The organism is Enterobacter cloacae complex sp. IR5402 (genome assembly GCF_049238125.1).
Lineage (GTDB): Bacteria > Pseudomonadota > Gammaproteobacteria > Enterobacterales > Enterobacteriaceae > Enterobacter > Enterobacter hormaechei_C.
This window is the reverse complement of the sequence record NZ_JBMKHO010000001.1, coordinates 374,517-388,650: the sequence shown is the minus strand read 5'-3', so window position 1 is coordinate 388,650 and position 14,134 is coordinate 374,517. Positions and strand designations below refer to the sequence as shown.

Below are 14,134 nucleotides of genomic sequence, written 5' to 3'. Positions count from 1 at the left end.
GTTATTCAACTCGCTTAAACATCAATGTCTTATTGGCTGTCGCCAGCGTTAACTGGTCTTCGGTCAGGTCTACCTGTGCGCCTGTGCGTAGCATATCGGCGATGGTCTGATCCAGTTCATTTAGCTGCGGCTCGGTGCAGAGTTTCCGCGTCATTGCCAGCGTTTTGACCGTCAACTCTCCTTCGGACAGTTTACCCTGGCCGTTGAAGCCGTTGCACATTGTGCCGGAGACGACAATGTTGTTAATCAGGCTGATATTGGGTTGCGCACTGAAGCGAATTTCAGGCTGCGTTTTCCCGCCTTTGACTGCTTTGCCATCCACATTTTCAAGAACGAAACGGTGATTCTCTAACTGATCGGTCTGAACGGAGGCTTTAGCAGGATTAACGCATCCAGCCAGTACAAGGCTGATTAAACTTACTGCCGCGAGCTTTTTCATTTTTCTTCTCAAACTATCAATGCTGTAAATATTTTTTCAGTGTAACCATACCCTCCTGGGTGTTAATGGGGTTTATCTGAAAGTGCGGGAAGGGACCGGGCGGCGGCGCGCCCGGTCAGCGAGTTAGTGCGATTTAAATCCAGCTGCGGCCATCAGCATTTGAAAGAGCATACTTACGCAGGCCAGCGCCAGGACGCTGCCGCCCCAGATGATGGCAAGCCACATCAAACGTTTCCATACAGGTTGTTGCATCAGTGATAACCCTCCCCATGCTGTACTTTTCCTCGAAAAACGTAATAACTCCAGAAGGTGTAGACCAGAATCACGGGAATGATCAACAGTGCACCCACTAACATAAAGCCCTGGCTTTGGGCTGGCGCAGCGGCCTGCCAGAGGGTAATGTCCGGCGGGATGATATGCGGCCAGATGCTGATCCCAAGCCCGCTAAAGCCAAGAAAAACCAGCCCTAACGTCATGATAAACGGCAGGGTATGGCTCGCAGGATCGTGCAGGCAGCGCCACTGGCACAGACTCAGGATCGCAACCAGCGCAGGAACAGGCAGCAGATAAAACAGATTCGGCAGAGTAAACCAGCGCGCAGCAATGGCTGGTTGGGCGAGAGGGGTCCAGATACTGATTATCGCAATGAATACCAGAAGCAGGGGCAGAAGCACTTTCGATAGCTGACGCATCCGCTTTTGCAGGGCATTTTCGCTTTTCATTACCAGCCACGTTGATCCTAACAGCGCGTAAGCCACCACAAGACCCGCTCCGCAGAAAAAATTGAACGCGGTAAACCAGTCAAACGGACCACCGCTGTAAGCTCGACCGGTGACGCTGAACCCCTGGATGACCGCACCGACGGTGATGCCCTGGCTGAAGGTCGCCACAATTGACCCGCCAATAAAGGCCTTATCCCAGAACGGGCGGTGCGCCGGAGTGGCCTTGAAGCGAAATTCGAAGGCGACCCCACGAAATATAAGCCCGATCAGCATTATTGTCAGTGGAATGGTTAGCGCGTCGATGATAACCGCATAGGCGAGAGGAAAGGCGCCAAACAGGGCCGCACCGCCAAGCACCAGCCAGGTTTCGTTGCCATCCCAGACGGGAGCCACGCTGTTGACCATCACGTCGCGGTCGTCCGCATTCGGCGTTGCCGGAAACAGGATGCCTATCCCCAGATCAAAACCGTCCATCACGATATACATCAACGTGGCGAAAACGATAATCACGAACCAGATAATGGAAAGATCGATACCCATTACGGTTACTCCTTAAATTCAGTGGTGACGGCAGAAAGCGGACGAGCAGGGCGGCCATCGGATTCAGTCGCGAAGGATTCATGGGGCTGCGGCCCTTTTTTAATCAGACGCACCATATAGCTGTAACCCACGCCGAATACCGCGGTATAAACCACGAAGAAGGCCAGCAAACTGATGCTCATGTGCAGATCGCCATGCGCGGAAACCGCATCCTTCGTACGCTGTAGTCCATAGACGACCCAGGGCTGGCGGCCGACCTCCGTTGTTACCCATCCGGCGAGGATCGCGATCAGCCCGGACGGCCCCATCAGCAGGGCAAACCACAGGAAGGAACGTGAGGTATAAAGGCGCTGTTTATAACGCAGCCAGATTGCCGTCACGCCCAGGAGCAGCATCAACATTCCCAGGCCGGCCATGATGCGGAAAGACCAGAAGACAATGGTGGCGTTCGGGCGATCTTCTTTTGGGAACTCCTTCAATGCCGGAACCTGTTTATCGAGACTGTGGGTCAGGATCAGGCTGCCGAGAGCGGGAATTTCCAGGCCAAAACGGGTCCGTTCCTGCTCCATATCCGGCCAGCCAAACAGCAGCAGTGGAGTAGGCTCACCCGGCGGATTCTCCCAGTGACCTTCGATGGCGGCTATTTTCGCTGGCTGGTGTTTTAAGGTATTAAGCCCGTGCATATCCCCCACCAGCGCCTGGACTGGGGCCACGATTAACGTCATCCACAACGCCATGGAGAACATAGTGCGAATAGCGGGGGTATTGTTTCCGCGCAGCAAATGCCAGGCCGCGGAGGCACCAACAAACAGTGCGCTGCTGAGAAATGCCGCTATCGACATGTGCAGCAGGCGGTAAGGGAAGGAGGGGTTAAACACCACGGCAAACCAGTCCACCGGAACGACCTGACCGTTGATGATTTCATACCCTTGCGGTGTCTGCATCCAGCTGTTTGACGAGAGGATCCAGAACGTAGACATGAGGGTCCCCAGTGCGACCATGCAGGTCGAAAAGAAGTGCAGCCCCGGCCCGACCTTATTCCAGCCAAACAACATCACCCCGAGGAACCCCGCCTCAAGGAAGAACGCGGTAAGCACTTCATAGGTCAGCAGGGGGCCGGTAATACTGCCCGCGAACTGCGAAAACCCGCTCCAGTTGGTGCCAAACTGATAAGCCATCACCAGGCCGGAGACCACGCCCATCCCAAAGTTGACGGCGAAGATCTTTGACCAGAAATGGTACAGCGATCGCCAGACGGGATTTTTTGTTCTCAGCCACAGCCCTTCCAGCACGGCGAGATAGCTCGCCAGGCCAATGGTTATCGCCGGAAAAATAATATGAAAGGATACGGTAAAGGCGAACTGTATTCGCGCAAGATGAAACGCATCTGGACCAAACATGCATTGCCTCAATGTTAAACGGTGTACTGTTATGATAAAGAGGGGGGGAATGAGATATCAGAAGCAGAAATTGATAATTTACCTATAACAGTTGTGTGAAAAGGTGAACTTTATCTGGCTGATATAGCTAACAAGTAAGAATAAAAAATTTCTTTTTATGATTATTACGCATTAAACAGCTTGCTTTGTCGCCAGCAACATGCGTTAATGGATTTCTGGTTTTGAATCCAAATAAATATCTGACGTAGTTTTATAAAGCAGTTCTCATCACGTTGTGCCTCTCCGCAGCCTCTCTTGGGTCTTTATCTACATTCCGATTAGTTTTGTATCGAACCATTTTTTGCCTGATCGGCTCATGAGTAATTTACGTTTTTACGTTTACAGGAGAATCCTATGACTTCTTATATCCATTTCCGCTGCCCATGCTGTCATGGCTCGCAGTACCGCACCTCAGCTTTTGATGTGTCTGACAAAAATCCGTTCGGCGCGAAATGCATTTTCTGCAAATCGCCAATGATCACGCTCGACCACCTGGCCGCAGCGCGTTCGGCTCAGAATCACATTACTGAGTACCGCAAGTAATCTGCCGCGTTTCCCATAACAGTTAGCAAAATCTTCTCTTTTTCTCCTGCTGATATACACTGTCAGCAATAAGGAGAATCTGATGAAAAAATACCAGCGTCTGGCGCAACAAATTATCTCGCAGATTGAGCTTGGCGTATGGTTGCCGGGCGATAAGCTGCCTTCTCTGCGAGAGCAGGTGGCAAGCAGCGGCATGAGTTTTATGACCGTGGGCCACGCGTATCAGATGCTGGAAAGTCAGGGGCGCATTGTTGCCAGACCGCAGTCAGGCTATTACGTTGCCGCCCGCCCGACCACACACCAGCCTGCACCGCCCGCGCAGGTGATGCGCGATGAGGTGGTCGACATTAACACCTATATCTTCGACGTGCTACAGGCCAGCCGCGACCCCTCCGTTGTCCCTTTTGCCTCGGCGTTTCCCGATCCGCGCCTTTTCCCGCTTCAGCAACTCAACCGATCGCTGGCTAACGTCAGCAAAACGGCTACCGCCATGAGCGTGATTGAAAACCTGCCGCCGGGTAACGTCGACTTACGTCATGCCATTGCCCGTCGCTACGCTCAGCAGGGAATGAATATCTCCCCGGATGAAATTGTGATCACCGCGGGTGCGCTTGAGGCGCTCAACCTCAGTTTGCAGGCTGTGACTGAACCAGGGGACTGGGTTATCGTTGAAAATCCCTGTTTTTATGGCGCACTCCAGGCGCTTGAACGTCTGAAACTGAAAGCGCTGTCGGTTGCCACTGACGTGCGTGAGGGCATCGATCTCAGTGCCCTTGAGCAGGCATTAAATGATTATCCGGTGAAAGCCTGCTGGCTGATGACCAACAGTCAGAACCCGCTCGGCTTCACGCTGAGTGCAGAGAAGAAAGCTCAGCTGGTGGCGTTATTAACCCGGCATAACGTCACGCTGATTGAAGACGATGTTTACAGCGAACTCTACTTTGGCCGCGAAAAGCCGCTTCCGGCAAAGGCCTGGGATAAGCAGGATATGACGTTGCACTGCTCCTCATTCTCCAAGTGTCTGGTGGCTGGTTTTCGTATTGGCTGGGTGGCGGCGGGAAAACATGCGCGCCGTATTCAGCAGTTGCAGCTGATGAGTACGTTATCCACCAGTTCTCCCATGCAGCTGGCGCTGGTGGATTACCTGGCGACCAAACGTTACGACGCCCACCTTCGCCGCCTGCGACGCACGCTTGCTGAACGCAAACAGCAGGCCTGGCAATCGCTTTTGCGCCATATGCCTGCCGGCGTCAAAATCCATCATAACGACAGCGGCTACTTTTTATGGCTGGAACTGCCTGAACAGCTGGATGCGGGGCGGTTGAGTGAGAAGGCGTTAACCCATCAAATCAGCATCGCGCCCGGCAAGATGTTTTCCACCTCCAATATCTGGACACCGTTTTTCCGTTTCAATACCTCATGGGGATGGGGCGAGCGGGAAGAGCAGGCGGTCGTCCAGCTGGCGGGGGTAATCCGCGAAATGATGCTGCACCCAGTCACACCTTGATGAAAATTCCTGAAGCGACATGACGCGCGGTCTACCTTTAGTAAGGGAGTGCGGATTGGTGACGTGACGTTGTCACGTACATGTCCGCCAGAACGTGTGCTGACAGCGAAAACAATGTCGATTTCAACAGGACGATGCTATGCAAAATCAATTGCTGATTAATGGTGAACTGGTGGCCGGCGAAGGTGAGAAGCAGGCGGTTTATGATCCTGCCACGGGTGAAGTGCTGCTGGAGATTGCTGAAGCGTCGGAAGCACAGGTGGACGCTGCCGTCCAGGCTGCCGATCGCGCGTTCACAGAGTGGGGACAAACGACGCCGAAAACGCGCGCCGAATGTCTGTTGAAACTGGCTGATGTGATAGAAGCCAACGCTGACGCGTTCGCAAATCTGGAATCCCTTAACTGCGGGAAACCGCTGCACTGTGTCCGGGGGGACGAGATCCCGGCCGTGGTCGATGTGTTTCGCTTCTTTGCCGGGGCCGCCCGCTGCCTGAACGGGCTGGCTGCCGGAGAATACCTCGAAGGACATACTTCGATGATCCGCCGCGACCCGGTTGGCGTTGTCGCCTCTATTGCGCCCTGGAACTATCCTCTGATGATGGCCGCATGGAAGCTGGCGCCCGCGCTGGCGGCGGGAAACTGTGTCGTCATCAAGCCGTCTGAAATCACCCCGTTGACGGCGCTGAAGCTGGCGGAACTGGCGAAAGATATCTTCCCGCCAGGCGTGTTGAACGTGCTGTTTGGTCGCGGCAAAACCGTAGGAGATCCGCTGACCGGTCACGAAAAAGTCCGTATGGTTTCTCTCACCGGCTCTATTGCTACCGGAGAACATATTATCGGGCATACCGCATCTTCAGTTAAACGTACCCATATGGAATTGGGCGGAAAAGCGCCGGTCATTGTCTTTGACGATGCAGATTTGGATGCCGTGGTTGAAGGCGTGCGTACGTTTGGTTTCTACAATGCTGGTCAGGATTGTACCGCAGCCTGTCGTATCTATGCCCAGAAGGGGATTTACCCCGCGCTGGTCGAAAAGCTGGGCGCAGCCGTTGCCAGCCTGAAAATGGGCGCGCCGGACGATGCTTCAACCGAGCTGGGCCCGCTCAGCTCCGCAGCGCATCTTTCCCGCGTTTGTGCTGCCGTGGACGAAGCCAAAACCCTTGGACATATCCGCGTCGTCACCGGTGGCAGTAAAAAAGAGGGGGCAGGATATTACTTCCAGCCAACGCTGCTGGCCGGGGCGAAGCAGGAAGATGCGATCGTCCAGCGAGAAGTGTTTGGCCCGGTGGTCAGCGTGACAGAATTTGAGGATGAAGCGCAGGTGCTGAACTGGGCTAACGATTCGCAATACGGCCTGGCCTCGTCCGTCTGGACAAAAGACGTCGGACGCGCCCATCGCCTCAGCGCACGGTTGCAGTATGGCTGCACCTGGGTCAATACCCATTTTATGCTGGTGAGCGAAATGCCGCACGGCGGGATGAAGTTATCCGGTTACGGAAAAGATATGTCGGTCTACGGACTTGAGGATTACACGGTAGTCCGACATGTCATGTTTAAACACTAAACCCTCATGCCCGGCGCAGTGCCGGGCGATTCAGCTTACCAGCCACATACCTCGTGTTCATTTTCCGTATCGTAGGCGCGAACGGTGTTCACCAGATCCTTCACGACATCTGCCGCGACGTCCGGGATCAACAGCTCCATTGGCGCTTCTGTTTCATAATCCACTGACACGCCGTTGCTGTTGTTGGTGACGGTCACGGTATAGGTAGCCTTACCCATTATTTACTCCTTATGCGTGTTGACCACTTTACCGATGCCCGCACCGCTGAGCGTGACGGCAGGATCCGCGAAAAAGTCGATATTAAAATAGGTGTCGTCGGTCAGAAGCTCAATGCGGTGCCATTTTTGCGGTGGGGAGATGCCAAAAGAACCGGCCTCAATGACCACTTCCAGATCGGGCTCGGTGGCGTCGCCATCGGCAAAGCCAAAGTAACGCACCGCACCCTGCATGACGGACAACCGACCGTACACGCCGGCTTTGGTGTTGTGATGGGTAAAAAGCGCTTTTGGGGCGGTCTCTTTATTCCAGAACGGCGTCGAGCGGGTATGAACAAAGTTTTCAGGAATACGTAACATCATAGTTTCCTTCATGTTGGCGGGTGCTTAAAGGGACTTAAGCACCTCAGGTTCAACAAAGAATTCAATATTGAACAGGGTGTCGTCGGTCATCACCTCAATGTGGTGCCATCTCTCTGGCGGGAAAACGCCGAAACGACCCGCTTCAATGACGAGCTCGCTGTCAGGCTCAGAGGTAAATTCATCAGCATAGCCCAGATAACGCACTGCGCCACGCATCACCGACAGGCGAGGGTAAACGCCCGGACGCGTGCCCGTATCAAGGTGACGTTTAAAAATGCCGGCGGGGGCCGTTTCTTTGTTCCAGAAAGGCGTGGAACGGGTGTGAATGCAACTCTGCGGAATGCGTAGCATGTTTCCTCCCTTAAAAGCCTGCTGTTATTAAACTGCTTTCTGAGGGGATGGATTTATCAAAAAGTGCATTTAATTTGCATGTTATCAATAATAACCGTTTTGCTTTACCCGGCGTTGTTACACAAGGTACTCAGTTGTTATTATCCATAGTATTTAAGTGGTTATGATGTAACGAAAAAACTTGATCTGTGTCAACATATGACGCATATTGCGTGCGGTTATTTTTCGGCTCAGGTAAACAGAATGACGTTGTATCAAAAGATGTTGGTGTTCTACGCAATCATGGCCTCCATCTGCGCATTAATCACCTGGTTCCTGTCTAAAGATCGTAAACGTATTCGCCTGTTGAGCGCACTCCTGGTGGGATCTACCTGGCCGATGAGCTTTCCTGTTGCCCTGTTGATCTCTCTTTTCTGAAGCACGCTTCCAGAATCAGCATCCAGACATAGCATTCCATACATTGAGGCTGTATAAATATACAGTTTGTCATACATGGAGTGCTTATGAACAGTTTCTATTCGCAGCAAGCAGGCTGCACTGTGCGCTGGCAGGATCTTCCCGGTTTCGGTGACCCGGTTGTGTTTATCCATGGGTTGGGCTGTGCATCGTCGTATGAATATCCTCGTATTGTCTGTGATACCCGTTTCGGGGGGCGCAGAGCCATTCTGATCGATCTTCCCGGTAGCGGTTACAGTGACAAACCTGACCTCTACCGTTATCGCACGAGCGAACAGGCGCAGGTGGTGGTTGAACTGTTAAACCATCTCGGCCTGGATAGTCTATGGCTCTATGGTCATAGCATGGGGGGGAGTATCGCGATCGAAACGGCAACGCTGTTAACGTCGCGCGTTAAGGGCCTGATAGTGTCTGAACCCAATTTTCATGCGGGTGGCGGGATGTTCAGCCGGGCAATTGCGGCCCAAACGGAACAACATTTTCTGGCTCAGGGCTATGATGACATGCTGCGGGCGGAAACGTCGCCGTGGGCTGGAAGCCTTCAAAGTAATGCCCCCTGGGCCGTCTGGCGCGGCGCAACAAGCCTGGTCGAGGGCGTTAAACCTGACTGGGAACACCTGTTCTTGTCATTGCGCTGCCCGGTAATGTTAGTTTTTGGTGAGCGATCCCTGCCTGATGACGATTTTAATCGTCTGCAACAAAACGGCGTTGCTGTAAAAATTATCCCTGATGCGGGCCATTCAATGTCCTGGGAAAACCCGTCAGCGTTGGCTCAGGCTTTGTCTGGCTTCATAAACGGCTCATGAATGGGCAGCCCGCATTGTTGCGGGCTGGAATGATTAAGACAGCAAGGCAGACAAGGCTTTCCGTGCCGCAGGCTGAACGTCATACGGACACTGATAATCCACGTTCTCAATCGCGCGGGTGTAGAGCGCAACCAACCAGTCATAAACATAGGCTGTCGCCGCATGGACAGGCTGCTCGCCAAGTCGGGTAAGACGGGGTGAAGCGCTGCTCACAACGGGCGTCACAAAAATTGGCTCACCTTTGCGGATCCGGCTTGCAGGCCGTTCAGAAACGGGTGTCAGTTCATAGCCAAGCCAGCTAATGAAATTGCCTGTCGCGGCATGCAGCTGCGCGGCGCTGCTTTTATCTTTTTCTGCAATGCGTTGCAGTTGCAGCGGCAGATCCAGCCGATAGCTGGTAACGATCAGCACATCCGCAATCTGCTGTAATACCTCTGCGTCCAGGCCCAGACGGGCAGCCGCCGCGTCGTTGCGACTCCACTGACGAAGATGGTTAACCCACACGTTATGGGCCAGCCGCGCTTTGTCTTTGGTCTGCAACGCGCCTGGATTTTCCTGCGTCTCTTCCGCAAACAGATCGATAACATCGTTAAACAGGCCGTTGACCTGTTCCTCACGAGGCTGGTGGACGGTCAGCAGCGTCTCAAACGCGTTTAACGGCGGCAGAAGCCCCTCAAGCAGTTCACCATGACGAGCGGCACTGCCTTGCAGCGTTCGGACCATTTTTTCGGCCATTGCCCGCCCTGCGCCTGGCTCCTGAGTGAGAGGCGCGACATATGGGCGCATCAGCGTTGACAGCGACTCTAGTAACAGCCTTTTCAGCGCGCGGAGACGCTTCTGGCGCTGTGCCGGCAGGGTAGCCTGCGACAGCCACTCAATCACTCGCTGCATGCTGTGGCTATCGAGCGCCTGAAGCGTGCCCCAGCGCAGACCCGGCTGGCCCAGCAATTGCTGCACCGCTTCGTCCAGATTCTGCTTTGTGGTAAACCGCGCATCATGAGGGGTAATGGCCCAGACCAGCCCCGGCAACGCGGATTCTTCAACCGGCTGCGTCTCTTTGACCCAGTTTTGCAGGAGCCTTGCCGTTTTCGCGGTCTGCTGGTGGTGCGCCGTTGCATTGCAGATAACCAGGACATCCGGCTGAATGTGCTGACGATAATGCTCCAGCAACCACAGGCATTTTGCCTGCATCATCAGCGGCGTGTTTTCCTCAGAAATGGCCGGAATATCAATGACGTCAACGGTATCCAGCACGCAGTTCTCAACGGGCAGCACAACTTCGCGGGTCAGAGATGCCAGTACATCAACTGGCAGGCTAATGGCGTTAAGCAGCTCGCCGTTTTTTACCGGATGAAGCAGTGTTTCCTGTGCTTCCGGCACGGTAAACGCCCCGTGAGTAAGAAAGCCTTCGCAGGGTAGACCAAAGCTGTCCACCAGCAGACTCAACGGCGCCGCAAGTGCGCTGGCATGGCTGGTTTGATGCAGCACCTGGGCGAATTTAAGCCACTGCTGGGTTAACTCCTGCTGCTCACCCCACAGCAGAGACCAGACGCTGGCGCGGGTGCTGAGATCAAGCGACGGAACCAGCAGAGCAAACTGGTGCCACAGGGCATCATCAATATGCTGCTTAGCGCCGGGTACTACGCTTTGCCAGAACCGGGCTATGGTCGCGACTTCCCGCGCCGTCATTCCCGGCACGCTCTGCGGTTGACGCAGCGCCCGCCACTTCTCAAGCCGTGCTTCAATCACCGATTTATCCACCGCGCGGATCTGTGGATCCAGCGTGGTGCGCGCGATAAACAGCTGCACCAGCTCGGCCTCCGTTACCAGGCGCAGGCGCAGGGGAAACGCGTCGTCTGCGACCTCGCGGGACGCTCTGCTGAAACGCACGGCCATGTTGGTCGGTGCATGCCCGGGGTTAATATGCGAGAAGTAATCAAACGTGCGTTGACCCGGCGTAACGTTCAGCCGTTCGTCCCCGCTGCCGCACAGGGCAGCCAGCAGGTGCGCTTTCGCGGCCTGCGAGTGGCCATATAGGCCGATACTGCCCTGGCTGACAAGGGCGCGATCGAGCGCCTCTTCACGCGCGCTTACTGCGTTAAGGCGGGCAAGCAGGGCGTCGGCTTCGTTATCCAGCATCGGGGCGTGCTGTCGCGTCTCGTTGATCCACCCGATTAAGGCCTGAGTGGTGGCAGTCGTCGCAGTCATTTGAGGTATACGCTCCCGCTGTCGATCCAGTAGTGGCTGCCGCTGTGTCGGCGATCGGCCAGAGTATTCAGTTTAAAGGTCAGGGCATCCGGCGGCACTGGCGTGCCGTCCTGTAGCCAGGCATCACTCAGCTCGAAAGATTCCGGACCTCCCTGCTTAGTGCCGCCACGCAGCTTCAGGCGCACGTTCAGTACGCCGTCGCCCGCAATGGCTTTCGCCAGCTCGGCAGAGTTGATGCTCAGGGTATGGAGCGGCGTCGCGGGCCAGCGGGCATTGGCCAGCTGCCGGAAGCCGAGCGTAACGTTGCCGCGCAGCGGGAAGTGCAGACGGGCGTCCAGTTTCGCGCCGGGTTTATCGAGGTCGATATCGTGATACCAGACGTTCTCGTCCCGCAGGGTATTGATCGTGTTATCCAGCACGCCCAGATAGCGCACCGTAGAGTACGCGCCGATATCCGCTGCTTTAAAGTTAAAGCGCGGCAGACGAAGATCCAGCGCCAGGCTACAGAGCATCGCTCCCACCGCAGCGGTGGATTTCGGGTTGCCGATCCGTCCCTGCTGGCTGAACGGATACCATTCATGAACCTGGTATTTATCCAGCCAGACGATGCGGTTGACGGGCACCGGTTGCAGGTGGCGAATCAGGGCCTGAACGCCCGGCAGACAGCCCGGCCGTCCCGTGATCAGCAGGATATCGCAGCTGTAGTGAGAGATCGCCTCACATACCGCATGAAGCGGGGCGGCAAGCGTGAACTGACCCGCCAGCATGGCGTCCCGCATCTCCCGGAAGCTGACGTGCAGCGGTACGCTGAACAGATTAAAGTGTTCTGAGCCGGCAGGCAACGCATGGTCAATCGCCTGCTGGAGATAATTCATCACGTTGCGCGTCGGTTTTTGCGTAAGCAGGTCGCCAAAGGTGGCATGCAGCCCGGCCAGCGGATCGTCAACATCGCTCGATTCCCACGCCGCCAGGATCGCGTGACCTATCGGCATAAAAAGCTGAAGCGCCGTCTGCTGGCGCAGGACCGCCTGGGTATCGATCCGCCCGGAATCACCGAACAGGGATGCCATCAGTTGGGAGGCATCGGCTATGCCGGATTTCTGAAGCTGGGTTTGCAGCGCGGGCAGAACGTAGCGCTGGATCACGTCCAGCAGCGTATCATCGCCAGCGACCTTGAACCCTTCGCGGAACAGCAGCTGCGGGGTGATTTTGACGTTATTTCCGGAACCATCATCTAACTGATAGTGCGTGATGGCCATATCCGTCGTGCCGCCGCCGATATCAATCGAGGCCACGCGCAGCGCACGCCCCGGCAGGACGCCAGGCTCAGGCGCGCGATCCGGACGGGCGAGGGAGGCGAAAAAGGCCTCGGTCTGGCCACCGAAATGGGAAATGGCTTCGTTATACAGCCACACCAGCTGGCCGCAGCTGGCCTCGTCCCACTCCATCTGGATCTCAGGGACCGGCACCACGCTTTTTTCCTGCTGCTTGCGGCTGGCAAAATCTTCATCCTGCGGGTGCCAGCCCATCGCTTTCCAGACGATGGCGATGGCTTCGAACATGCGGCGACGGAAAATCTCGCGCTCCTGTTTCGGCATTGCCGAAGGCAGGGTGAGGATCAGCGTCCGCAGTTGGCGGGGAGAGGCCGGGAAGCCGAGCCGCAAGCGGGTGGCCACGCTGTTAATCTGGCCAAGCGCCTGAGCCAGCAGCTCGCAGAGCATGTGCGTCATCAGGGTGCTGCGGCTGTACTGCGGAGAGAACACCGGCAGACGCTCATCCTGCGGCAGCGTAAAGAGTGGTTCCCCGTCGTCGTTCATCAGGTTCATCAGCGGAAACGCAGTTGCCAGCGGTTCGCGCTGGGTTTTGCTGTTCATCTGGCTAAAGCGCCAGTCCTGCACCACCGGCGTCTCGTCCCACAGATAGCGACGCGGGCTGGAAATTCCACTGTTGCCTTCCGTGCCCAGACGCTGCATCGCCAGCTTACGCGCTTCATCACCCACGCGGACAATGGACGGCCAGACGAATGCATCCTCCCGGCCGCTTTCCACCGAGAAGTGCTGCTTGCCAAAACGCGCTTCGGAAAATTCAAGACGGCTGGTAAACAGCGGCTCATTCAGGAACTGTGGCTCACTCAGAGATCGTACCTGAAGTTCAGCCGTCTGGCGCAGGCCGTCGTTGGCATCACCATGATCTTCAATAATCACGCCGCAGGTGTGGGTGTTGCCTACGTCAAGGATCAGATCGACAGGAATAGCAGGGGTGCTCAGGGTATGGGTGACAAACTTCACTTCCGGCACGGTGAGTTGTTCCCCGAGCATGGAGAGCAGGTTGAGCCAGTGTGCCTGATATTCAAAGCTTCGCATGGCCTGATGCAGCTCCCGCTCGGAGCGTTTTTCAACCCCGTCGGCAAACTGCGTAAAGGCTTCGCGCAGCCAGCCGTCAATCCAGGTCTGGTCAAGGAAACTCTCAACCTCACTGTCGCGCCAGGCGAGCGCGAAACGCGTGCCGTTAAGGATATCGTTTTCAACCGGCGACAGGGCAGACGTTGCATGCTCTGCAATCTGGCTGTCGAGCGCGACGGTGACCCTGTGCGTATTGCCAGCCGCGTCGGGAGTGGAAAGCTTTCGTACCTGGACGCGCGCCCAGTTATCCGGACCATCAACAAACGTCCGCGGCGGGTTAAAGCGCAGGAAAGGGAGCGGCAGCCAGACGCCGTCCAGCACGTTCAGGGAGTTATGCAGTGGAATGGTGCTTTCAGGCTTGACCACTTCCGGCTGCCCGCCATCGGTGGCAGGCAGCGTGTACCGGCCATTAACCAGATCAAAATCCAGGCGCAACAGCGGGCCATTTGCCGTTTTACGCACGAAACGCCCGTTGCTGGCGGTGTCCTGCGGAGTCAGGCCAAAATCGAGAAACTGCACGCCGCTGTTAGCAATCAGCGTCACGCTCTGTTTATAGTCGCAAAGATTAACCAGCATAGG

14 protein-coding genes are annotated in these 14,134 nt (G+C 55.7%); 5 read left to right on the top strand and 9 right to left on the bottom strand.

Annotated features, from left to right (window positions below; translation table 11 throughout):
• Window position 1: 1 nt before the first annotated feature.
• The 4 genes from hslJ to ACOTXL_RS01880 all read right to left on the bottom strand — a co-directional run bounded on the left by hslJ (window position 2) and on the right by ACOTXL_RS01880 (window position 3,101).
• Window positions 2-439, bottom strand: coding sequence for a heat shock protein HslJ (gene hslJ, locus ACOTXL_RS01895; RefSeq protein WP_045350038.1), 438 nt, complete (start codon window positions 437-439; stop codon window positions 2-4).
• Window positions 440-562: 123 nt separating this feature from the next.
• Window positions 563-691, bottom strand: a complete 129-nt coding sequence (locus ACOTXL_RS01890; RefSeq protein WP_045350037.1) for a DUF2474 domain-containing protein — start codon at window positions 689-691, stop codon at window positions 563-565.
• The gene (gene cydB / locus ACOTXL_RS01885) at window positions 691-1,701 is read right to left on the bottom strand and encodes a cytochrome d ubiquinol oxidase subunit II (RefSeq protein WP_023314215.1); all 1,011 of its coding nucleotides are present in this window, start codon (window positions 1,699-1,701) and stop codon (window positions 691-693) included. Before cydB ends, ACOTXL_RS01890 begins: the two co-directional genes overlap by 1 nt.
• Before the next feature lie 5 nt (window positions 1,702-1,706).
• Window positions 1,707-3,101: a cytochrome ubiquinol oxidase subunit I gene (locus tag ACOTXL_RS01880; protein ID WP_003856944.1), complete on the bottom strand. Its 1,395-nt coding sequence runs from the start codon at window positions 3,099-3,101 to the stop codon at window positions 1,707-1,709.
• Window positions 3,102-3,494: 393 nt separating this feature from the next.
• Between ACOTXL_RS01880 and ACOTXL_RS01875 the strand changes: the two genes are divergently transcribed.
• From ACOTXL_RS01875 to patD, 3 genes are all read left to right on the top strand, one after another.
• Entirely contained in the window at window positions 3,495-3,683 is a 189-nt protein-coding gene (locus tag ACOTXL_RS01875; RefSeq protein WP_003856945.1) for a hypothetical protein, read from the top strand.
• Between the two features lie 82 nt (window positions 3,684-3,765).
• Window positions 3,766-5,190 carry a PLP-dependent aminotransferase family protein gene (locus ACOTXL_RS01870; RefSeq protein ID WP_003856948.1) on the top strand — a complete coding sequence of 475 codons (1,425 nt, stop codon included), beginning with the start codon at window positions 3,766-3,768 and terminating at the stop codon, window positions 5,188-5,190.
• A gap of 139 nt (window positions 5,191-5,329) precedes the next feature.
• Window positions 5,330-6,754 carry an aminobutyraldehyde dehydrogenase gene (gene patD, locus ACOTXL_RS01865; RefSeq protein ID WP_045333085.1) on the top strand — a complete coding sequence of 475 codons (1,425 nt, stop codon included), beginning with the start codon at window positions 5,330-5,332 and terminating at the stop codon, window positions 6,752-6,754.
• Window positions 6,755-6,789: 35 nt separating this feature from the next.
• On the opposite strand, the gene ACOTXL_RS01860 is transcribed toward patD, so the two are convergent.
• The 3 genes from ACOTXL_RS01860 to ACOTXL_RS01850 are packed head-to-tail and all read right to left on the bottom strand — an operon-like array spanning window position 6,790 to window position 7,683.
• The gene (locus ACOTXL_RS01860) at window positions 6,790-6,972 is read right to left on the bottom strand and encodes a DUF1869 domain-containing protein (RefSeq protein WP_003856955.1); all 183 of its coding nucleotides are present in this window, start codon (window positions 6,970-6,972) and stop codon (window positions 6,790-6,792) included.
• Between the two features lie 3 nt (window positions 6,973-6,975).
• Window positions 6,976-7,329, bottom strand: a complete 354-nt coding sequence (locus tag ACOTXL_RS01855; RefSeq protein ID WP_003856958.1) for a DUF1971 domain-containing protein — start codon at window positions 7,327-7,329, stop codon at window positions 6,976-6,978.
• Between the two features lie 27 nt (window positions 7,330-7,356).
• On the bottom strand, window positions 7,357-7,683 hold the full coding sequence (locus ACOTXL_RS01850) for a DUF1971 domain-containing protein (protein ID WP_023303799.1): 327 nt from the start codon (window positions 7,681-7,683) through the stop codon (window positions 7,357-7,359).
• Between the two features lie 243 nt (window positions 7,684-7,926).
• Between ACOTXL_RS01850 and ACOTXL_RS01845 the strand changes: the two genes are divergently transcribed.
• Both ACOTXL_RS01845 and ACOTXL_RS01840 read left to right on the top strand, forming a co-directional pair.
• Window positions 7,927-8,100 carry a GhoT/OrtT family toxin gene (locus tag ACOTXL_RS01845; RefSeq protein ID WP_045350036.1) on the top strand — a complete coding sequence of 58 codons (174 nt, stop codon included), beginning with the start codon at window positions 7,927-7,929 and terminating at the stop codon, window positions 8,098-8,100.
• A gap of 86 nt (window positions 8,101-8,186) precedes the next feature.
• A complete protein-coding gene (locus ACOTXL_RS01840; RefSeq protein ID WP_045350035.1) occupies window positions 8,187-8,945 on the top strand; it encodes an alpha/beta fold hydrolase in 759 nt (252 codons plus the stop codon).
• A gap of 33 nt (window positions 8,946-8,978) precedes the next feature.
• Here the strand turns inward: ACOTXL_RS01840 and ACOTXL_RS01835 are convergent, their stop codons facing one another.
• Together ACOTXL_RS01835 and ACOTXL_RS01830 are read right to left on the bottom strand one after the other, a co-directional pair.
• Window positions 8,979-11,153 carry a virulence factor SrfC family protein gene (locus tag ACOTXL_RS01835; protein ID WP_045350034.1) on the bottom strand — a complete coding sequence of 725 codons (2,175 nt, stop codon included), beginning with the start codon at window positions 11,151-11,153 and terminating at the stop codon, window positions 8,979-8,981.
• Window positions 11,150-14,131: a virulence factor SrfB gene (locus ACOTXL_RS01830; RefSeq protein ID WP_045617361.1), complete on the bottom strand. Its 2,982-nt coding sequence runs from the start codon at window positions 14,129-14,131 to the stop codon at window positions 11,150-11,152. Before ACOTXL_RS01830 ends, ACOTXL_RS01835 begins: the two co-directional genes overlap by 4 nt.
• Between the last annotated feature and the right edge of the window lie 3 nt (window positions 14,132-14,134).